General features: G+C 38.3%; 22 protein-coding genes. 7 read left to right on the top strand and 15 right to left on the bottom strand.

The genetic code is table 11. From position 1 onward, the window contains the following. Positions 1–193: hypothetical protein (locus BS85_RS11720; RefSeq protein WP_026944036.1), on the top strand; the 193-nt coding region annotated here is incomplete at its 5' end. 89 nt (positions 194–282) lie between these two features. Here BS85_RS11720 and trpB read toward each other — a convergent pair. The 9 genes from trpB to BS85_RS0106170 form a co-directional block, all read right to left on the bottom strand. Further along, a complete protein-coding gene (gene trpB / locus BS85_RS0106210) occupies positions 283–1,485 on the bottom strand; it encodes a tryptophan synthase subunit beta (RefSeq protein ID WP_026944035.1) in 1,203 nt (400 codons plus the stop codon). A 182-nt stretch (positions 1,486–1,667) separates the two neighbouring features. Continuing rightward, positions 1,668–2,501 carry a hypothetical protein gene (locus tag BS85_RS0106205; protein WP_026944034.1) on the bottom strand — a complete coding sequence of 278 codons (834 nt, stop codon included), beginning with the start codon at positions 2,499–2,501 and terminating at the stop codon, positions 1,668–1,670. Between the two features lie 9 nt (positions 2,502–2,510). Further along, positions 2,511–3,707: an N-acetylmuramoyl-L-alanine amidase family protein gene (locus BS85_RS0106200; RefSeq protein ID WP_026944033.1), complete on the bottom strand. Its 1,197-nt coding sequence runs from the start codon at positions 3,705–3,707 to the stop codon at positions 2,511–2,513. Continuing rightward, on the bottom strand, positions 3,704–4,795 hold the full coding sequence (locus BS85_RS0106195) for a nitronate monooxygenase (protein WP_026944032.1): 1,092 nt from the start codon (positions 4,793–4,795) through the stop codon (positions 3,704–3,706). Before BS85_RS0106195 ends, BS85_RS0106200 begins: the two co-directional genes overlap by 4 nt. A gap of 9 nt (positions 4,796–4,804) precedes the next feature. Continuing rightward, positions 4,805–6,019, bottom strand: coding sequence for a tyrosine--tRNA ligase (gene tyrS, locus BS85_RS0106190; RefSeq protein WP_026944031.1), 1,215 nt, complete (start codon positions 6,017–6,019; stop codon positions 4,805–4,807). Positions 6,020–6,029: 10 nt separating this feature from the next. Next, positions 6,030–8,180 (bottom strand): RelA/SpoT family protein, encoded by a 2,151-nt coding sequence (locus BS85_RS0106185; RefSeq protein WP_026944030.1) that lies wholly within the window; start codon positions 8,178–8,180, stop codon positions 6,030–6,032. 19 nt (positions 8,181–8,199) lie between these two features. Further along, positions 8,200–8,418, bottom strand: a complete 219-nt coding sequence (locus BS85_RS0106180) for a DNA-directed RNA polymerase subunit omega (RefSeq protein WP_026944029.1) — start codon at positions 8,416–8,418, stop codon at positions 8,200–8,202. A 15-nt stretch (positions 8,419–8,433) separates the two neighbouring features. Beyond that, positions 8,434–9,147 (bottom strand): UMP kinase, encoded by a 714-nt coding sequence (gene pyrH / locus BS85_RS0106175; RefSeq protein WP_026944028.1) that lies wholly within the window; start codon positions 9,145–9,147, stop codon positions 8,434–8,436. 76 nt (positions 9,148–9,223) lie between these two features. After that, positions 9,224–9,676, bottom strand: coding sequence for a hypothetical protein (locus BS85_RS0106170; protein ID WP_026944027.1), 453 nt, complete (start codon positions 9,674–9,676; stop codon positions 9,224–9,226). Positions 9,677–10,099: 423 nt separating this feature from the next. On the opposite strand from BS85_RS0106170, the gene BS85_RS0106160 reads away from it, so the two are divergent. The 6 genes from BS85_RS0106160 (at position 10,100) to BS85_RS0106130 (ending at position 14,692) form a co-directional block, all read left to right on the top strand. Next, the gene (locus BS85_RS0106160; protein ID WP_026944026.1) at positions 10,100–11,530 is read left to right on the top strand and encodes an NAD(P)H-hydrate dehydratase; all 1,431 of its coding nucleotides are present in this window, start codon (positions 10,100–10,102) and stop codon (positions 11,528–11,530) included. Between the two features lie 22 nt (positions 11,531–11,552). Beyond that, positions 11,553–12,344 carry a thiazole synthase gene (locus BS85_RS0106155; protein WP_026944025.1) on the top strand — a complete coding sequence of 264 codons (792 nt, stop codon included), beginning with the start codon at positions 11,553–11,555 and terminating at the stop codon, positions 12,342–12,344. 8 nt (positions 12,345–12,352) lie between these two features. Next, positions 12,353–12,922, top strand: a complete 570-nt coding sequence (locus tag BS85_RS0106150; protein ID WP_026944024.1) for a manganese efflux pump MntP — start codon at positions 12,353–12,355, stop codon at positions 12,920–12,922. 4 nt (positions 12,923–12,926) lie between these two features. Continuing rightward, positions 12,927–13,145 carry a hypothetical protein gene (locus BS85_RS11450; RefSeq protein ID WP_026944023.1) on the top strand — a complete coding sequence of 73 codons (219 nt, stop codon included), beginning with the start codon at positions 12,927–12,929 and terminating at the stop codon, positions 13,143–13,145. 297 nt (positions 13,146–13,442) lie between these two features. Next, on the top strand, positions 13,443–14,054 hold the full coding sequence (gene recO / locus BS85_RS0106135) for a recombination protein RecO (RefSeq protein ID WP_026944022.1): 612 nt from the start codon (positions 13,443–13,445) through the stop codon (positions 14,052–14,054). A 44-nt stretch (positions 14,055–14,098) separates the two neighbouring features. Then, on the top strand, positions 14,099–14,692 hold the full coding sequence (locus BS85_RS0106130; RefSeq protein ID WP_026944021.1) for a SoxW family protein: 594 nt from the start codon (positions 14,099–14,101) through the stop codon (positions 14,690–14,692). Between the two features lie 2 nt (positions 14,693–14,694). Here the strand turns inward: BS85_RS0106130 and BS85_RS0106125 are convergent, their stop codons facing one another. From BS85_RS0106125 to BS85_RS0106095, 6 genes are all read right to left on the bottom strand, one after another. Next, positions 14,695–15,681 carry a glycosyltransferase family 9 protein gene (locus BS85_RS0106125; RefSeq protein WP_026944020.1) on the bottom strand — a complete coding sequence of 329 codons (987 nt, stop codon included), beginning with the start codon at positions 15,679–15,681 and terminating at the stop codon, positions 14,695–14,697. A 61-nt stretch (positions 15,682–15,742) separates the two neighbouring features. Further along, complete coding sequence (gene corA / locus BS85_RS0106115; protein WP_026944019.1) at positions 15,743–16,699, bottom strand: magnesium/cobalt transporter CorA; 957 nt, start codon at positions 16,697–16,699, stop codon at positions 15,743–15,745. A 73-nt stretch (positions 16,700–16,772) separates the two neighbouring features. After that, entirely contained in the window at positions 16,773–17,981 is a 1,209-nt protein-coding gene (locus BS85_RS0106110; RefSeq protein ID WP_026944018.1) for a phosphoglycerate kinase, read from the bottom strand. A gap of 89 nt (positions 17,982–18,070) precedes the next feature. Beyond that, complete coding sequence (locus tag BS85_RS0106105; RefSeq protein ID WP_026944017.1) at positions 18,071–19,090, bottom strand: sensor histidine kinase; 1,020 nt, start codon at positions 19,088–19,090, stop codon at positions 18,071–18,073. After that, positions 19,087–19,416 (bottom strand): rod-binding protein, encoded by a 330-nt coding sequence (locus BS85_RS0106100; RefSeq protein WP_026944016.1) that lies wholly within the window; start codon positions 19,414–19,416, stop codon positions 19,087–19,089. Before BS85_RS0106100 ends, BS85_RS0106105 begins: the two co-directional genes overlap by 4 nt. 10 nt (positions 19,417–19,426) lie before the next feature. Next, positions 19,427–20,512: a flagellar basal body P-ring protein FlgI gene (locus tag BS85_RS0106095; RefSeq protein ID WP_034551286.1), complete on the bottom strand. Its 1,086-nt coding sequence runs from the start codon at positions 20,510–20,512 to the stop codon at positions 19,427–19,429. Positions 20,513–20,685: the final 173 nt, after the last annotated feature.

Genomic DNA, 20,685 nt, shown 5'->3' with positions numbered 1-20,685 from the left:
CAAAGCATCTGCTACTCCGTCATTGCGAGGCAAAGCCGAAGCAATCCATAATCAAGCACACAGAAATCTTAACGATGGAATCCAAAAAGGCGAGATTCCACATTATGGATTGCCACGACTTCTTACGAAGTCTCGCAATGACGAGGTAGGAAGCCCAAAAAAGTCTGATATTATGGATTGTTTCAATTCTTAGCAACTTTTTGCAATAACAAAGGAGGCTTTATTTGCTTTACTTATTCTTTGCAATGATGCGGTAACAGAATCGCAAAAAGCGATTCTGCATTACTCCCCATAACCAAACTTTTCTACAATAAAATCAATATCCTTATCCCCTCTTCCACTAAGATTCACAAGAATCTTTTTGCCCTTTAACTCTGGGGCAATCTTTAACGCATAAGCGACTGCGTGGCTAGATTCAATCGCAGGAATAATCCCCTCTCCTTTGCTAAGCTCAAAGAATGCAGCAATAGCTTCTTCATCACTAATAGTCGCCACTTTCGTGCGTCCAATGCTATGCAAATAAGCGTGTTCTGGTCCCACACTCGGATAATCCAAACCACTTGCCACGCTATAAACAGGCGCAGGATTCTCTCCTTTATCCTTTAACATAATAGAATTAAACCCGTGCATAATGCCCTCGCTTCCATAGCTCAAACTCGCTGCGTGTTCGCCAAGCTTACTTCCACGCCCAAGCGGTTCTACCCCCACTAACTCCACAGAATCGTCAATGAATCCGCTAAAGATTCCCATTGCATTGCTTCCACCCCCTACACAAGCCGTTACAATATCCGGTAACTCTCCTGTCATCTCCAAAAACTGCTCCCTAGATTCCACGCCCACAATGGCTTGAAAGTCTCTTACCATTTTGGGAAAGGGGTGAGGACCCACCACAGAACCAATCGCATAAATAGAATTATCCAAATCATTTAAATATGCTTCAAATGCTGAATCCACCGCTTCTTTTAGGGTTTTTGCTCCTTTGGTTACAGGGACAACTTTCGCGCCCAAAATTTTCATACGCACAACATTGGGGTGTTCTTTTGCAATATCCACTTCTCCCATATGCACTTCGCATTCTAAGCCAAAATACGCCGCCGCTGTTGCGATAGCAACGCCGTGCTGCCCTGCTCCAGTTTCTGCAATCAGCTTCTTTTTGCCCATAAATTTTGCCAAAAGTGCCTCGCCCATACAATGGTTTAGCTTATGCGCTCCGGTATGGTTTAAATCCTCGCGTTTAAGATAGATTCCGGCTCCCCCATACTTTTTTGTCAAATTATGCGCGAAATAAATCGGCGTTGGACGCCCTTGAAAATGTTTGCGAATTTTACGCAACTCTGCGATAAAATCACTATTTTGCGCAATCAAATCATACGCCACATTGATTTCGTCCATTGCCTTTTTAATATTTTCTGGCACAAAACTACCACCAAACTTCCCAAAAAAACCATTCTCATCAGGAAATTGTTTCAAATAAGGTTTATCCATAAGTATCCTTTAGTAAAAATCAAAAAAATAAAAATAACAAAAAGAGAGAAAGATGAATTAGGGGCGGAAGCCCCACCAAGCAGCAAATACAAAAGGAGCGATATGTTTGATATAGCAATGCTTCAAGACAACTCCTTTTAAAAATTTAGCGAAAATTGTAGCAAAGCAACTTTAAAATAAACTTAGCGTCTTGTGGTGAGCTTCATCATCCACGCATTACACCAGCCAAATAACACCAAAATATAAAATGCTTTACGCACTTCAAAATAGGATTCACCATCTACAAAGCTATGTGAAGAAATCATCACCACAACACACACAACAATCAGCAAAAAGAAATTAAATATTTCATAAGAATCAAAACTTCTATTACCTTTAATACACAAATATAATGCCAATCCAAGCCCTAAAATCAACAATGCCAAATCAAAATAACCCACGATTCCGCTTTTAAAAAATGGAGAAATAGCAAAACCAAATAAAACTCCCAACATTACATTAAAGCTTGGTTGTATGAGCTGTAAAAGTTTTCCCCATTTTGTGCCTTTATCAAAAGAAAAATTAAAAATATAAAAGAGTGCTGGACAAATCACAAAAAATATATAACAAACATAATCCACAAATATTTGATAAATATTTTTAGAAAAGGCATTTTCTTGAGCCAATCTCAAAGAATCTTCAAATGAAAAAGGCTCAAAATGTGTTCTACTCAAAACAAAAAGTTCATAATAAAGCAAAAAAGCAAAGACACACAAGGCTAAACCAATCACAACACTATAAAACTTCGGCAAATGGCTAGAATAAATACGCACGATATTAAAAATACTTACAATCAAGCCACAAGTAAGCAATGTAGCACTGATTCCATAATAAACGCCAAAAGGTTGGGTTGTTAATCTGAACATATGTTTAAAATCTGGAGTAAAACTTGTCAAAGCCAACATTAGAATCGTAAAAAGTGCCAAAATAAAATATAAAGAAGAAAATATCAAATGGGGAATTGTAATTTTTCGCATACTTAACCTTTAAGGATTTTTTTGAAAATAACCATCAACGCCATCGGCAATGCCCTTAGCAATCATTTTTTGAAAAGCAGTTTGATTCAATCTTTTGCCCTCTTGTGGGTGGGTAATATAACCAACTTCTAAAAGCACAGAGGGCATTACTGCGCCCACAAGCACCCAAAAGGGACCTTCACGCACCCCGCCGTCTAAAACTTTATACTTAGAGCGCAAGGATTGTAACATACCATATTGCACATCAATAGCCAAACGATTAGAAGCTACAATCCTCTGTGTATTTAAGGTATTTAGAAAGGATTGCTTGGAAAAATAATTCATCTCCTCTGTATCGTCTTTGTTTTCCAATGCAGCAACTTTTTTAGAACGTTCGCTTCTAGCAGTAGATAAAAAATAACTCTCAACACCCTCAAATTTTGCTTTATTTTCTGGAATCGCATTGGTATGGATAGAGATAAATAAATTGGCATTTTTGTTATTGGCAAAATTGGTGCGCGTTCTAAGGCTAATAAATACATCTCTATCACGCGTCATATAGGTTTTATAACCGCGTTTTTTTAACTCATCACGCAAATACTTACCAATGCTTAACACAACTTTCTTTTCGCACACTCTATCCACACCCATTGCGCCACAATCTTTACCCCCGTGTCCCGGGTCAATCACGATAATTTTATCTTTACGATTGGTATAAAATGCGGTTTTAGTTGCTGTTTTTTCTTCTTTTGGGGTTGCTTTTTTTGTTTCTGTTTTCTTAAGTTTTGGCTCTTTTTGTGCTTGTGGCGGTTTTTTAGTAGTGGATTGAGGCTCAAAAAGTGAGGCAATGGAAAAACCGCTTTCTTCCAACTTTGTATTAGGAATCGTAAAAAATGCTTGTTTTTTATTTACCTTTAATTCAATCTCTAGTTTCTTGGAAGTTGTAACGACTAACCGCACCTTTTCTTGGGAATTTTGTGCAATTTTAATGCGCACATTCTCTTGAAATTCAAATACTCTCGCGCTTCCTTGCAGTTTGGATTCTATATCATAAACATAACGCAATTCTTGTTTATCTTGTAATAAGAAATTCTTGAAATCTTTTTTTTCTATGTTTGTATTGAAATTTAACACAATACCATTTTGTAATTGCTGCACAGAACTAATCTTAACCTCTGCTAATAATCCTGCACAAAAAAAACAAAAGACAATAAAAAAACGAATCATCGGCTTAATTCATCAATAATTTCTTGCACACTTTGGATTTTCTCAATCCGATAACCATTTGCGCCGGTAAAATATAATCCATTAATGGGATCGCCTAAATAGCCATCTCCCAAACCATCGGCGATACAATATCCCACCTTTTTTGCTTCCTCTCCCCTATGGCAAGGTGCAACACAATTACTCACACAAGCCACCCTAGAGGGCTTACCCTCTCTTAAACCCTTAATGACACCCGTAACAACCGCGCGCGCAGGATAACCCACAGGAGATTTAATCAACTCAATGTCCTCTTTTGTGACGTTTGGCATTAGAGTGTTATAGTATTGTGCATCGCACTCCCTCGCACCTAAGAATCGCGTTCCCATTTGCACTCCACTCGCACCCAACTCTAGCATTCTGTCAATATCTTTTCTATCCCAAATTCCACCTGCAGCAATCACGGGAATCTCTCCCCATTTCTTGCCCTCCTCTATCACTTCAGGCACAATCACTTCTAACTGATGTTCTGGCTTGAAACAATCCTCATAACTCACCCCTTGATGTCCTCCACTAAGCGGTCCCTCCACAATCACTGCATCAGGGATTTTTTTATAACGTCCCTCCCACCGCTTACAAAGAATCTTTAAGGCTTTTGCGGACGATACAATAGGAATGAGCGCAATATTGGGAAAATTACTTGTAAATTCTGGCATATTTGTCGGCAATCCCGCACCCGTGATAATCATATTTGCCCCCGCCTCACAAGCGTCCCGCACCACGCGTCCGTATTCATTAATTGCATAAAGGATATTTGCACCTAGCGGATTCTCTCCACAAATTTTACGCGCATTCTTAAAAATCTCAAACAAGGCTTCGCGGGAATAAAAATTGATCGTATCAAAAGGGCGGCTTTTCACTGCCTTTTGCACAAATGCACTTTTTTGGTAATACCCCGTTCCAACACAAGAGATAATCCCCATAGCCCCTGTTTTTGAAACACTCCCCGCTAGATTATCCCAACTAATACCCACTCCCATTCCGCCTTGAAAAATAGGAATTGGAATCGTGTATTTACCGATTTTAAGAGGCTTTAATGTCGTATTTGGCATAGATTTCCTTTATTTAATAATCACTTTTGCAAACTTGCGCTTCCCAACCTGCAAGACATATTCTCCCTCTTGCAGATTCAACTTAGAATCCTCTACCTTTTGGCTATTTAGTTTCATTGCACCTTGCTTGATTGCGCGTAAGCTTTCCGAATTAGAACTACACAATCCGCATTCTTGTGCTAATTGCGCAATCCAAATGCCTTGTGGCTTCTCAAAAGTTTGCATATCACTTGGCAATTCCTCTTTCACAAACACTTTTGCAAATTCCTCTTTTGCGTGGATCGCGGAATCCCTATCGTAATAACGCGTGATAATTTCTACTGCTAAATCCTCTTTGATAGCTTTTGGGTGCAAACTGCCCTCTGCCACACCTTGTTTTAAAGCTTCAATTTCTTGCAAACTTTTAGAACTAAGCAACTCATAATACCGCCACATTAAAGAATCTGAAATACTTAAAAGCCTCCCAAACATTTCCTTTGGCTCTTGTGTGATTCCGACATAATTCCCCAAGCTCTTGCTCATTTTATGCACACCATCTAAGCCCTCTAGCAATGGCACCATTACAACAGATTGTTCCTTATCTAGCCCATAAGCTCGCTGCAAATGGCGTCCCATTAACAAATTAAATTTCTGGTCTGTGCCACCAAATTCAATATCACACTTCAACGCCACGGAATCATAACCTTGCAAAAGCGGGTAAAAAAACTCTACGATACTAATGGGATTCTGTGCTTTGAACCGCTTTTCAAAATCGTCTCTCTCTAGCATTCTAGCCACTGAAAATTTCGCCGCTAATTCAATCATTCCGCGCGTCCCTAGAGAATCTAGCCAACTAGAGTTAAACACAATCTCCATTTTAGAGGAATCAAGCACCTTATACACCTGCTCCTCATAAGTTTTTGCATTTGCCAACACCTGCTCTTTACTTAAAGGCTTCCTTGTTTCGCTCTTGCCACTTGGGTCGCCAATCATTCCTGTAAAATCGCCAATGAGAAAATAAACTTTCGCACCATATTTTTGAAAGGTTGCAAGTTTTTGCAAAAGCACCGTATGCCCCAAATGCAAATCCGGAGCAGTAGGGTCAAATCCCGCCTTCACACTAAAAGTTTTACCCTCTTTAAAATACGCACTCACCAAATCCTTAATATATTCAAACCCAATAATCTCTTGTGTGCCGCGTTTAATTTCCTCTAAAGCCGTATTGATTTGCGATTCTACACTCATATCTTTCCTTTTAATTTGCATAAGCATCTTTTAATGCTTGCACTTCAATAATTTTATAATTACTACCCAATAAATTTTTAATCTCTTTAATGTCTGTAATGCTAGATTCAAAACGCAATTCGCAATGCGTTGCGTAAGTGCTTTTTTGAGAACCTAGCTCCACGCCTAAAACATTAATATCGTGCTTTGCCAAAAAGCTCAAGAAATTTGCCAATACACCCTTTTGATTCTCTAATGCAACGATGAGTTTATAGGCTTGCAATTTATCCTCTAGCCAATCCACATAAAGCATTTTAACGCCTTTTTGAATCTCCAAATATGCTCGCTCACAAAGCTTATGATGCACAAAAGCTTTCGAACCGCTCTTAAACGCAATAATGGAATCCCCAAATTTCGGGTGGCAACAATAATCAAACACCGCTTGATTAATAGTATGGTTGGTTTCAATCACCAAATTATCAAAATGCAGTTCTTTTAGCTTTAGGATTCTAATTTTAATCTGCTCTATTAAACCTGCATTTTGTTTATAGAAATTCTTAATGCGATTCTTAACATCTTTAAGATAACTCACATCTGTTGTCGCACGATAAATGCTGTCCTCCAAATTATTTTTCACCACATAGGCTTCAATTTCCTCTGCGCTTTTACCAAAAATAGTTGCGATGATATTAATTGCGCTTTTGCGCTCAATCTCTTTAATCCGCGCCGCGCAATTCATTCTAATTTGACTTTTTGCACGAGAAGTTTTTACTGCATCAATCCAAGAACAGCGCAAAATCGTGTCTCTTGCGGTAATGATTTTTACAATATCTCCGCTTTTAAGCGTTGTTAAAAGCGAAGTTTTTTGGTTATTAACATAAGCTTCCTTTGCACAATCCCCAATATCTGTATGCACCGCATAGGCAAAGTCAAGCACTACCGCACCAATAGGCAAGGAATAATTATCCCCATCAGGCGAAAACACTACAATATCCTCACGATACAAGTCGTTTTTTACAAGCTCATAAAATTCCTCAATGGAGTTGTTTTGGAATTGCAATTTATTCAGCCAATCAAGGCTAGGTCCCGTGCTATTGCCACCGGTTTTGTATTTCCAATGCGCCGCGATTCCATATTCTGCACTTCTGTGCATATCCTCTGTGCGGATTTGCACTTCAAAAATAGCGGAATCATCAAAGAGGGTGCTATGAATGGTTTGGTAACCATTTTCTTTAGGCAATGCGATATAATCCTTAAAACGCGACATAATGGGCTTAAACTTCAAATGCAGAATCCCTAAGATTTTATAGCAATCCAAAGGTGTTTTCACAATCACACGGATTGCAAGTAAATCTAGCACCTCATCAATAGAGATTCCTTTGCGCTGCATTTTAAGATAAATGGAATAATGCCGCTTAATCCGACTTGCAATGCTAAATTCCCCCTCTGGCACACCCTCTTGCTCAAGACTTTTTCTTATCTTTTGAATAAAGGCATTGAGCTTTAACTGAATCGTTTGCTTATGGCTTAAAAAATAATCCTCTATCCTGCGATACTCTTGTGGAAAAATATAATAAAAACTTCTATCCTCTAGCTCATTTTTCAAAGAGGAGATTCCAAGTCTATGCGCAATAGGGGCATAAACAACAAGGGTTTCTTCCGAGATTCTCCTTTGTTTATTGGGTGGCAATGCACCAAGCGTTAGCATATTATGCAATCTATCGCAAAGCTTGACGACAAGCACACGCACATCTTTCACGGAAGTAATTAGCATTTTACGGAAGCTTAAAGCCGCCACAACAAGCTTTTCATTGGAATGTGAAGCGGGTAATTCCTCTGCGCGTATGGCGACAATTTTGGTTAATCCATCTACCAAAGACGCAATATCCTCGCCATAATCGCGCCGAACATCCTCTAGCGTATATTCTGTATCCTCCACAACATCGTGCATTAGCGCTGCACACACCATCACCTCATCACCACCAAAATACGCTACAATACACGCTACAAGTAAAGGATGCACGATATAAGGCTCTCCACTCTTGCGCTTTTGACTCTTGTGCGCTTCTGTTGCAAATGCAATGGCATTTTGAACATTTGGAGTAACTTCCACCAAAGAATACAATAATTCTGTTGCTGCCTTTGGCGATGTAATTTCCGCAACTTCTTCTAAAAACTTCAAACCTTAACCTTGATGTATGTTAATTTTGTGTATCTTCTATCTTTTCTAAGCCAATTTTGCCTTCTGCTACTTCAAGCAAAGCAATATCCGAGAGTTTATCTCTTTTAATATCTTTTTTGACAAGCGGTGCTGCACCCCGACTTAATTCATCAATTCTTGCAAACAAAATATTGGATAGCAAATATCTATCGCCATTGACTTTTTCTAATGCTTTGGAAGCAATTTCTTCTACTCTCATTTTTTTTCCTTTATTTTAATTAGATACCCTAGAATACACTGCGCTAGACTCGCCTTGTATAATCTTAAGCAAATTCCCCTCACGCAACATATTGCAAACCACAATCGGCAAGGAATTATCTTTTGCAAGTGCTATTGCTGTGTCGTCCATTACCTTAATATTATCTTTTAAGGCTTGTTCGTAGCCGATTTGTTGTAGCATTACCGCATCGCTAAACTTTGCAGGATCTTTATCATACACGCCATCCACTTTTGTAGCTTTAATAATCATCTCTGCGCCAATCTCCACCGCGCGTAGAGTTGCCGCCGTATCTGTGGTAAAAAACGGATTCCCCGTTCCGGCAACAAAAATCACCACGCGCCCTTTTTCTAAATGCCGAATCGCGCGGCGATTAATATAACTTTCACACACTTCTTTAATCTCCAACGCACTTTGCACACGCACATCTAAACCATAATATTCCAACGCTTCTTGCATTGCCACACCATTAATCACCGTGGCAAGCATTCCCATATAATCTCCACTTGTGCGACGAATCAAACCCCCCTTGGACGCACTCACACCGCGCACGAAGTTCCCACCGCCAATCACGATTCCTACTTCAATTCCGGCTTCCACAAGCGTTTTAAGCTCACTTGCTAAATAGTCCAAAACTTTACTTTCAATCCCAAAGCCACTCTCACCTGCTAACGCTTCCCCAGAATACTTAACCAAAACGCGCTTTGCCATAAACTAGCCCTTAATTTTAGTTTCAAAATTCGCAATTTTAATCAAAACTTACTTAATAATCGCGTAAATTTCACACTCACCTGCTAATTTCATCATTTTTTTGACGCAATTCCTCTATTCTTTCTTGTTGCAACTCATAGGCTTTTTGTATTTTTTGATTCAAACTCTCTTTAGAATTATTTTTAGGAATATCTTTGCGTCCGTGCAAACTCTCAAAATGTTCTATATGTTTTTGTATGCCGATATTTTGTTCTAATTGCAAATGGTTTAGATTTTTCTCTTGTAAATCCTTGCTTAAGGAATCCAAATGCCTTTTAAGATTCTTTTTTAACTCCTTTTGCAAGGGCGAATCCAAAGGTGAATCTTGGGATTCCAAATCCTCTTTGGATTGGTTAGAGTCTTGATTGTTTTGAGATTTTATTATTTGTGATTCCGCATTTTCTGGCTTTTGTGCGTCTTTTTTCTCCTCAAAACACCCAACAAATACTAGCGCAAAACACAAAATAAAAAATCGCCCAAAAAATTCCAAAGCCACCCCTTAAAAATTAAATATAAAATTCTCTCTATTCTCTGCTTTAATCTTTCTTAGCCCATTTTTTAAGCGCAAATAATTCAAGAAATTAGGCTATAATAGCGCGAAATAAAAGGAGCAAAAATGACAATTATCTCAAAAAATGTCAAGCAAGAATCTCTATAAAGATTTTAAAGCCTTAGCAAAGAAAGCAGAAGCAAGGCTAAGTATAGAAAATGACATCATCAATGCAATCGGTGGATTAAGATGATTTTTACTAGAAGTTAGAATATGTCATCGTCTCTGTGGCGATAGACAAAACCTCAAAAGAGGAGTTACGCGCTATATTGCAAAAATTATACAGAACTTGATATGTTTTTGGAGATATGGTATAGCAAATACACAAAAAATATAAATTTTACTAGAATAAAGGAATCGGAAATGAAAAATCTTTTTTTTGACACGCGAATCCTAGATAAACGCGCAAATGACGAACTTCTAATCCCTAGTGAGATTCTAATGGAAAATGCCGCGCGGGGAATGCTAGAATTTTTACGCCCAAAACTTAGCTCAAATAGCAGAATCCTACTTGTCTGCGGAAGTGGAGACAATGGCGCGGATTGCTTGGCATTAGCACGAATGCTCTATGGAATGTGCAAACTTAGCATTTATGCACCCTTTGGAGCAAAAAGCACCTTGTGTCAATGGCAATTAGACTGCCTAAAACGCATTGCAAAAGCCCAAAACTTTCAAGACATAGAATTTTTAGAAAGCCTAACACCCCCCCTCAATGCAGAAATTGTCGTTGATGGAATCTTTGGCGCAGGATTCAAGGGGGAGCTAAACGCAAAAAGCACAGAAATTTTAAAAATCCTCAATGCAATGGACGCGCTTAAAATCGCCTGTGATATGCCAAGCGGAATCACACAAAGTGGCACACTAGGCGGAGAGATAGCTTTTAAAGCCGATTTCACGCTCACAATGGGTGCGCTAAAGGTGGCATTATTTTGCGATGAAGCAAAGGATTTTGTTGGGGAGGTGCAGCAGCTACCTTTAGGAATCTCTCCTGCAATTTTTGAGACACCCTCCCCGATACAATTATTAGAAAAAAGCGACTTCAAGCCTCCTGTGAGAGAGAAGCAAAACACACATAAAGGGAATTTTGGGCATTTATGCGTTTATCTTGGAGAGAAGCAAGGGGCTGGAATCCTATGCGCCCTAAGCGCACTACAAAGCGGTGCAGGGCTTGTAAGTGTGCTTGGCGATGCTAAGAATCTGCCTTACTCTTTAATGCAAACCACAGAGATTCCGCACAACACAAGCGCAATCGCTTTAGGAATGGGGCTTGGAAAAGGACAAAGCTTAGAATCGCTTTTTGAGTTTTTACACACGCGCAATGTGCCACTTCTGCTTGATGCGGATATTTTTTATTACACAGAGTTTATGCAATTTTTAACCTTGCAAAACATTATCCTAACACCGCACCCAAAAGAATTTACACAGATTCTAAAGGCAACAGGGATTGCAACAATTTCTACACAAGAATTACAAAAAGACAGAATCGCTTACGCGCAAAAGTTTTGCTCCCATTATCCAAACGCAACACTCATATTAAAAGGTGCAAACACCCTCATCGCACACAATCAAAGGATATGGATTAATCCTTTTGGCAACAATGCCCTTGCTAAAGGTGGTAGTGGCGATGTGTTAAGCGGAATCCTAAGTGCGCTTCTAACGCAAGGGTATAGCCCTTTGAATTCTGCCATTAACGGCGTGTTAATGCACAGCTTTTGCGCAGAATCCTATTGCAAAAAATACAATAATTTTTCGCTAAACCCCCTTGATTTAATTGAGCAAATCCGCTACATTTAAATAAAAATTTAAAGGATATTAAATGCAAACAGAAACACCCCTAAAAATCGGAAATAAAACCTTTCAAAGTCGCCTCATTGTCGGTAGTGGCAAATACAAAGACTTCCAAACAACTTTGGACGCCACCCTCGCTTCAGAGGCAGAAATGATTACCGTTGCGATTCGGCGCGTGAATATCACAAATCCCAATGAAGAGAATCTCTTGGATTATTTCAAAGGAAGCAAGATTCAGTTTTTGCCAAATTCTGCGGGTTGCGTCAATGCAGAGGAAGCCATTGCACTCTTTCGCCTCACGCGTGAGGCTACGGGCATTGACTTCATTAAACTAGAAATTATCGGCGATACGCAAAAAACGCTTTATCCCGATGTTTTAGAGACGCTCAAGGCTTGTGAGATTCTAGCAAAAGAGGGCTTTTGCGTGCTTGCATATAGCAACGATGACCCCATTATAGCACGACATTTAGAAAATGCGGGAGCAAGTGCGGTAATGCCTCTTGCCGCGCCCATTGGTAGCGGACTTGGCATACAGAATCGCTACAATATCGCCTTTATCAAAGAGGCAATTTCTGTGCCTCTCATCGTAGATGCGGGTGTGGGTTGTGCCTCTGATGCTGCGATTGCAATGGAACTTGGAGCAGACGCTGTGCTAACAAACACCGCCATTGCACAGGCAAAAAACCCGATTCTAATGGCACAAGCAATGCGTGATGCGGTGTGTGCAGGACGCGCAAGCTACCTTGCAGGTAGGATTCCAAAAAAAGCCTACGCCACCGCAAGCTCACCTACAGATGGAATCGCAAACCTCTCGTTATAGTAAAAATTATGTTGCACTTAGAAATTTTTTTACTTGGTGTTACTCTAGCCGTAGATGCTTCAGTGGTGGCATTTTCTTATGGATTATGCGAAAAGTGGCGTATAGGAAATGGAATCCAAATCGCGCTTGTAACTTCCTTTTTTCAAGCATTAATGCCACTGCTTGGCTGGATTCTCATCTGGTTTGCAAGTGAGAATCTTGCACAATTTGCGGACACTTTTGACCATTGGGTTACTTTTCTTATCTTTTTGGTTTTAGGATTAAAAATCATCAAAGATTCTAGCTCCAATGAGGAAGAGCAAACGCAAAAAAGCCTTTCTTTTTGGGTTTTGCTCCTCATTGGAATCGCCACAAGCATAGACGCACTTGCTGCAGGTGTGTTAATTTTCTCACAAAATGAACCTTTGTTAAGTAGTGTTTCTTGGATTGGTGTAATCACTTTTGCTTGTGTTATTTTAGCCTATATGCTTAGTAGAACACTTACAAAAATCCCCACACGCATTCTTGAAGTGGGTGCTGGGTGCATTTTGATTGCGTTAGGATTCAAGGTTTTAGCGGAACATACGCTCCTTAGCTAATCGTTTGCTTAGATTGCTTCATCTTTTGCTTTGTTTGCTCCTCGCAATGACAAAAGCCAAAGCTTCTGCCACTGCGTCATTGCGAGATTCCACTTGTGGAATCGTGGCAATCTATAATAATGCAAACAGAGCGTTTTATTTTCTGTCGTTGCAAGATTCTGCGTTAGCGGAATCGTGGCAATCCATAATCAAGCAAAAATCAAATTCAACAATAGAATCTTAGGTTTGGAATTGTCAAGATTAATGTATGCTTGATTATGGATTGCTTCACTTCGTTCGTAATGACGAGATGGCAGTATGTCATTGCAAGAAAATTTGAAAAATTCTCGGGGTATGCATTTGCACCCGTTTCAGCGCAAATCTATAATTTTGCGCTTCTTAACAATGAAACAATGGAATCTGAAAATATAAATATTAAAGTTTAAAGACGAGATTCAACATTATGGATTGCTTCATTTCACTCGCAATGACAAAGTTAAATTTTAATTTATGCTACAATCCCATTTAAAAAAGGCAACTTTTGCAAGGCTACATTCTAGGCACAACGCGAGTGCGGGAGGAGGATTTACTCGTTAGAATCCTAACCCAAACCCACCTGCACACACTTTATAGATTCTATGGTGCGCGACATAGTGTCGTGCATTTAGGACACAAGATTGATTTTTCTATTGAACACGATATGAGAGAAATTGGAAAATTACGCGAACCCCTGCATTTAGCTTTTGTGTGGGAAAAAGACACACAAAGGCGGTATTTTTGGCAACAATATCTAAGCCTTCTAAACGCGCATTTAAGGGATATTTCCCATTTGGATTCCTTTTATTTTGAACATTTAGAGGAAGGTGCAAAACGGCTAGAAATTGAGAATCCCAAACGCGCAATGCTAAATTTATATGCGAAATTATTACGCTTTGAGGGGCGAGGCAATACCTTGCAAACTTGTCTTATCTGCGAACAACCTTTACAAAACGAAATTGTTTTAGGCAGGGGTTTAGTCTCTGGACACAAATCCTGTATGCAAGGAGCGGTGTTTAATCAAGCACATATTGCACTTTGGCTCTCTTTACAAGGAGAATTTTTAGAAGAAGCGGAAGTAGATAATCTCTGGAATCTCTTAATGCAGGGTATTTAAAGGGGAAATTTTAGCTATAATTATACTTTTATAAGGAATCTTGAATGAAAAAAAATCATTTTTTAATATGTATTGCATTGATGTTTCTCTTTGGTGCGTGTCAAGAGAAGGTTGATAAAAATGTTGTATCAAGTGGCACAAACAACACTAAAGAACAACTATTGGCAATGGAAAATATAGACCGCAATTCTTATGCAGAAGTTGCCGATGTGTTTCAAGAGACTAGCAAAATTACAAGCAATCATCTACCCTTTTTGCTGGTGTTTTCAGCCAATGGTTGCGCATATTGCGATAGGCTTAAAAACCTTATCAAAGAAAATTCGGACATTAAAGAGTTTTTAACGACCCATTACGCGCCTTATTATATCAATATTAGCTATACCAAAATGCACGAAGTCTCCTTTTTGAACCAAACCTTAAGCACTTCAGATTTAGTCCAAAAGTATAACATTAAGCCTACTCCAACACTTGTTTTTTTGAGCAAAGAGGGTAAAGAATTGTTTGTTTATCCCGGATTTATGCCAAAAAATCGTTTTTTAGCCACCCTAGAATTTCTGACAAATCCAACATTAACCCAAAAAGATTCCAAAACAATTGCCCAAGAATTGCAACTTTATTTTCAGGAAAAAGGAATATAAAACTATATTTTACACTTTATCATTTTTCTTGCAAGACAAATAAAAGATTTTTGATAAAACTCTTCTCTTTGTTGCCAATTTTTGGGTAAATATATGCACTCACAGATTCCACCATAACTACCGCCTATCCACTTGTTTTGGTGTGATTTGCTAATGATTTCTAATGTTGGAATCCTAAGATTATCCGCAATATGCACATTCCCGGTATTGACACTCAATAAACAATGCAATCGGCTCGTCAATTCTACCAAATTCAATAAATCTTTATTATTTGTAAAAACTCCAATATTTTTTTGCTCAAACTCTAAAAATTGCGCCCCACTCCCCAAATAATCCATAAAAATAAATAAATTTTGGGGAAACTCCCTTGCTAACTCTTCTGCAATCTTTATCCAGCTTTTTAAGGAAAAATTCATTTTTTTAATCTTCACACTATTACCAATAGGACAGATTCCAATAAGCTTTTGATATTTTGTGTATTCTAATTTTTTTAATGCAGATTCTACAAAAAGTCTATTTTCATCTCCCCTCAAAATCTCTACTTTTGTAAAATCTATCTTAGAAATCCTATCATCAAAATGTTTTTTATTGATTGAGCGCACAAGATTCAAGCTCCCATCACTCACTCTGTGCCTCTGCTTCCAATAAGGATTCCATATCCTTTCTATTTTGGGGATAAACAAAATCCCTTTTTGCAAGAGTGCTTTAGAAAAAGTTGTTAAGACTCTCTTAGATTGGATTGTTTTGGCTTTTTGGATATATTCTAAAGAATCGTGTTTTATAAATAAAAGCACAATGTCAAATCTCTGATTTTTGTAATCTTGGTTTTCTTGGATATTTATTATCTCATCAATAAAAGGCATATATTTAAACAACGACTTTGCGACACCGCCATTAGAGAGAATCGTGAGAATTGCGTGAGGATAAAGGTATTTTATTGCGTACAAAGCCTTTAGAACAAGAACATTATCGCCTATTGCATTGTGCATTCCAAAAACTGCAATTTTATAAGGATAATCCCCCCTCCCCCCGCAGAATTACACTTCAATTTTACATCCATTTTTTCTTTTTAAAATAAATAATAGGTAGAATCGTTGAAATAACCATTACGCTCAATGCGACAGGATAAGCGTAAGTCCATTCAAGCTCTGGCATATGTGTAAAGTTCATTCCATAAATTGTTGCAATGAGTGTTGGAGGCATCATCGCCACGGTAACCATTGTAAAAATCTTGATGATTTTATTTTGTTCAATATTGATTTGGTTAGAAAACAGAGTTTGAATATTATCTAAAATATTCATATTCACATTTGTAAATTCTACAAGCGAGTTAATATCCTTTAGCACGATTCCTAAGTCCTTTTTTACTTCTGCATCGGTTTTGCGTGTGCGAAGCAATGCTGCAATCGCAAGCCTTTTATCAAACAAACTATCACGCAAACTTAAGTGCATTTCTTGCAAAATAGATAAACTCTCCAAAATTTCATCACCAAGCTTTTTGTCAAACACAACAGAACGGCGCAAAAGGCGCGTCTGTTTTGCGATGCCCTCCAACATATCCGCATCTTTTTCTACGCGTAATTCAAAAATTTTAGAAATCAAATCAAATCCATCTTCAAAGTTTTTGGGACTTGCAAGAACGCGTTGTTGAATCTCATCAAAAACCTTAAACTCACTATATCGCACCGTGAAAAGAATATTGTGTGTAAGCAAAAAGGTAATGGTTTCGTTGTGGAGCGTATTCCCCTCACTTGGACGCGTAAGGAAGTAAGTATTAATTGTTACCGTTTCATTATCTTCCCAATAACGCGAAGATTCCTCAATCTCTTCTCTCTCTTCTTTGGTTGGAATATCCAATAAATAAGTTTTGGAAATAAAGGCAATCTCTTGCGCTGTTGGATGCAATAGATCAATCCAAAGTATGTCTGCACTTAACTGCACCGCCTCTACGGCTTGTATGCTCTCTCTTACTACCATACCATTGCGTTTAACAAAAAGATTCATCACAATCTCCTTTTTTATATTTAAGGAGATTCTGCAAAATCTCCTTTAATCGTTATACGTTGGGGGTTCTCCCATTTTATGCTCTCTCGTCTAATACTTCAAAAGCGGGTAATACCGCACCCTCAAGCAACTCTAAACTTGCACCACCACCAGTTGATGTGAAGCTCATACCATCTCTATTACCCGCCTTATCCACAGCATCTGCGGTATCTCCCCCGCCAATAACACTATAAGAATAAGTATCTGCAATAGTATGGGAAATGCTAAAAGTTCCACGAGAGAATTTCTGATTTTCATACACACCAAGCGGTCCATTCCAAATGATTGTTTCACAATCCCGAATCACCTCATTAAATAGCTTTACCGTTGCAGGTCCAATATCTACCGCCATTAAACCATCTTGAATATCCTGTGCAGGGGTAATTTTAATCTCTTTAGGTTCTTTTAAATTATCTGTTGAAACCACATCTACGGGCAAATAAATTTTTACGCCTTTTTCTTTTGCATTTCTTAAAATATTACGCGCTTCCTCTAGCAAATTTTCTTCAATTAAAGAATTTTTCATATCATAACCAATGGCTTTTAAAAAAGTATTGCTCATTGCCCCACCGATGATAATTTTATCCACCACATCTAAGATTGATTTTAAAAGTGTGAGCTTAGAAGAAACTTTTGAACCACCAACAATAAGCAGTAAAGGACGAAGAGGGTTTGAAAGCGCGATTGCAAAAGAATCAATTTCTTTTTTTAGAAGCAATCCGGCAACTTTCTCTTTTGCATAATTTGCTACACCATAAGTAGAGGCGTGTTTGCGGTGAGAAGTTCCAAAGGCGTCATTAACATACACATCACAAAGGTTTGCAAGTTTTTGAGATAATGCAGGGTCGTTTTTTTCCTCTCCCTCATAGAATCGGATATTCTCTAGCAAAACAATACTTCCATCTATGAGTGTATTTAGCGTAACTTGTGCATTTTCTAAATTATCTACAAACACAACATCTTTAGATAAAAGCCTCTCCAATCGCTTCAAAATATGCTTTAAGGAAAATTCATTACTTCTGCCTTGCGGACGCCCTAAATGACTAACTAAAATAATGGATTTTGCTCCATTGTCAATACAATAATTAATCGTAGGAATTGCCTCCCGAATCCTTGTATCATCACTAATATTTAGCTCACTATCCATTGGCACATTAAAATCTACTCGGATTAAAACGCGCTTATCTTTAATACTGACCTCCCGAAGGCTCTTTACATTTTGCATTTTTTGAATATTATCACTCATTTTTGCCCTTTTGTTGATGTAGTTGGAATATTCTAACGCAAAATGCCTTAATTCCTAATGTAAGCATGTAAAATTTATGCGCTTAAAAATTAAAATTGTGGAATCACGATTTCAAATCCTTTTTTCCGTCCTTGCATTAAGGAAATTGTCCCATTGTGCGCTTCAATAATTTGCAAAGAAAGTGCCAACCCTAGCCCATTACCCTTAAGTTTAGTGCTTTTAAAAGGCTCAAAAAGAATTTCTGGATTTTCAATGGGCTTTCCACTATCATAGATTCTAAAAATTGCATTTTGCGATTCTTTAGTGCAACAAATCTCTACAATTCCGCTTTCATCATCTGATTCCTCTATGGCATCAATTGCGTTAAATAAGAAATTTTGAAGCACGATACACAGCAAATCAAAGTCTGCCTCAAAAGAATCGCATTCAAAATGAAACCTAAAATCAATATTCTTAGAATAAGTATAATAGCCTAGCGATTCGTTTAATTCATCTTCAAGGTTTTGAGGATTGATAATGGTTTTATTACAATGCACACCCTTAGAGAAAAGCAAAGTTGCTTTTACAATGCGCTCCACTCTCCAAATAGATTTCTTAATTTCTAATACAAGAGATTTATTTTTTAACTCCACACGATTGGCAAGAGTAGAGGCAAGTAGCGCGACAGAACCGATCGGATTCCTTATTTCGTGAGCTAAATGTGCAGAGATTTGCCCCATTGACGCAAGTCTTTCGCGTCGCTTTTCGCTTGTAATATCTGTGGCTGAAATAATCAGTTTGTTTAGTTTTTGATTGGCTTGCACCAAATAAACTTTTGCCTCACCACAAGATTCCAATTCAACTTCCTGCCGATTGTTTTGTGATAAATCAAGCTTTTCTAGTAATTCTGGAATCTCACTAGCAAGGCTATTTTGATAAAAAATCTCACCCTTTTGCTCTAGCACCCAAACTGCAGTTGGTAAAATATCCAACACCTCTTCAAAGAGTGCTTTTAACTCCACAAACTCTTTTTCTACTTCATAGGTTTGGGTAATCAGCTCTTTTAAGCCCTTTGCAAAGGATTCTTTATCGCTACTGCTTAAAGATTCTAGTAAATTTTGGTCTATCACGCCTCACCCTTAACACCCTGTTTGCCCTGTAAATCTTTCAAATAATCATAAAGTAAATCGCTAAAACCAAAACTACCACTTAGGGATTCTGAAAGCGTGTCGCGATACATTGATTCATAAATATCGTGTCCGGGAGCTTTTGGAAAAAGAGATTCGTCCATTTTCAATGCAGTATCAAGCATATTCTTGATAATCAAGGCTTCAAAGGCATCTGTTTGCTCTCTTAATCTTGAATCATCGTCTGTCTTAATGATATTTGGTGTAGATTTTGCTGCATCTAACAATTCTTTAGAATATCCACCCATTCCGCTAAAATCAATATTCATCTTAAACTCCTTAAATAATTTCTAAATCTGCATTAAATGCACCGGCTTTTTTCATTGTCTCCAAAATTGCAATTACATCTTTGGGTGTTGCGCCCATTCTCTGCAAAGCACGTGTTACGCTAGAAATGGTTGGGTTGTTTTGCGCACTTACCATTGCTTCTGCTGCACTAAAGGTTGCCCCATTGCCCATATTTACTGCTTCTGGATCATTGATTGCCTCATTGCTTACTTTAATCGTAATATTATTGTGTGTAACCACAACAGGAGAAACCTCTACACCCATACCCGCAATAATCGTTCCTGTTCTTTCGTTAATAATGATTTTATCCTCTTTCATTACATCTACTTCAATATCCTGCACACGCGCTAGAAACTCTACCATACTCATTTCTTGAGGACGTTGCAACTTAATCGTGCGAGGATCTACGGCAGTAGCAATAGGTGTTACCGGAGATTCTTGCGTATTTGGTTGATTGGGAAAAGCCGCATTAATGCGTGTTTGAATCCTCACAGCATTTTGAAAATTGGATTCCTTTAAACTCAAAGTTGCATTGAGTTTATTGTAAAGGTCATAAGTTACTTCGCGTTCCACCGTCGCACCATTTGGCAAAATTCCTGCTAATGGATGGTTTGCACTTCCACCTCTCTCACTTTTGCCCCCGATTCCAACTGCACCTTGCGCGACTGCATAGATTCTACCATCTAAACCGCTAAGAGGGGTAAGCAAAAGCGTTCCACCCTCTAATGATTTTGCATCTCCAATACTTGAGACAATAATATCAATCTTATCCCCTTGTCTTGCAAAGGCGGGGAGTTTTGCAGTTACCATCACTGCTGCGGCATTTTTAGAGCTAATATCATTAGGATCTACTTTAACATTCACGCTTTCTAACATATTGGAAATAGATTGCATTGTAAAAGTAGAAGTTGTTTTATCTCCCGTTCCATTTAAACCCACAACCAAACCATATCCAATTAACTGGTTATCACGCACACCTACCACATTAACTAAATCACCTACCTTTGCGCCAAAAGAGGGAATCATAAAAAACATTAATGTGAGCAGAATCACTGGAATCTTATAAAGTCGTTTCATTGCTTGAATATCCTTTTCTCGCTTAAACTCTGCAAGAGATGAAGCAAGTTTTGTTCCAAAATGATTTCAATTTATTTTTAATAATTTGCTAGATTCTTTTAAAAGGGATTTTTGTGATTTTAGGATTTCCATTACTTTGCTTTTGTGTAAATTATGAATTGCCACGAGGCTAA

The organism is Helicobacter rodentium ATCC 700285, assembly GCF_000687535.1.
Taxonomy (GTDB): domain Bacteria; phylum Campylobacterota; class Campylobacteria; order Campylobacterales; family Helicobacteraceae; genus Helicobacter_D; species Helicobacter_D rodentium.
The sequence above is the reverse complement of the archived record's forward strand: the minus strand, read 5'-3'. Positions and strand labels throughout refer to the sequence as shown.

Coding starts and splice junctions, on each gene's coding strand:
- BS85_RS0106130 (WP_026944021.1), top strand. CDS start 14,099: ATGAAAAAAAATCATTTTTTAATATGTATTGCATTGATGTTTCTCTTT.
- BS85_RS0106155 (WP_026944025.1), top strand. CDS start 11,553: ATGCAAACAGAAACACCCCTAAAAATCGGAAATAAAACCTTTCAAAGT.
- BS85_RS0106095 (WP_034551286.1), bottom strand. CDS start 20,512: ATGAAACGACTTTATAAGATTCCAGTGATTCTGCTCACATTAATGTTT.
- BS85_RS0106160 (WP_026944026.1), top strand. CDS start 10,100: ATGAAAAATCTTTTTTTTGACACGCGAATCCTAGATAAACGCGCAAAT.
- trpB (WP_026944035.1), bottom strand. CDS start 1,485: ATGGATAAACCTTATTTGAAACAATTTCCTGATGAGAATGGTTTTTTT.
- BS85_RS0106100 (WP_026944016.1), bottom strand. CDS start 19,416: ATGAATATTGATTTTAGCGGAATGGGTGGATATTCTAAAGAATTGTTA.
- BS85_RS0106205 (WP_026944034.1), bottom strand. CDS start 2,501: ATGCGAAAAATTACAATTCCCCATTTGATATTTTCTTCTTTATATTTT.
- BS85_RS0106180 (WP_026944029.1), bottom strand. CDS start 8,418: ATGAGAGTAGAAGAAATTGCTTCCAAAGCATTAGAAAAAGTCAATGGC.
- tyrS (WP_026944031.1), bottom strand. CDS start 6,019: ATGAGTGTAGAATCGCAAATCAATACGGCTTTAGAGGAAATTAAACGC.
- BS85_RS0106195 (WP_026944032.1), bottom strand. CDS start 4,795: ATGCCAAATACGACATTAAAGCCTCTTAAAATCGGTAAATACACGATT.
- BS85_RS0106110 (WP_026944018.1), bottom strand. CDS start 17,981: ATGAGTGATAATATTCAAAAAATGCAAAATGTAAAGAGCCTTCGGGAG.
- BS85_RS0106200 (WP_026944033.1), bottom strand. CDS start 3,707: ATGATTCGTTTTTTTATTGTCTTTTGTTTTTTTTGTGCAGGATTATTA.
- pyrH (WP_026944028.1), bottom strand. CDS start 9,147: ATGGCAAAGCGCGTTTTGGTTAAGTATTCTGGGGAAGCGTTAGCAGGT.
- BS85_RS0106150 (WP_026944024.1), top strand. CDS start 12,353: ATGTTGCACTTAGAAATTTTTTTACTTGGTGTTACTCTAGCCGTAGAT.
- BS85_RS0106125 (WP_026944020.1), bottom strand. CDS start 15,681: ATGCACAATGCAATAGGCGATAATGTTCTTGTTCTAAAGGCTTTGTAC.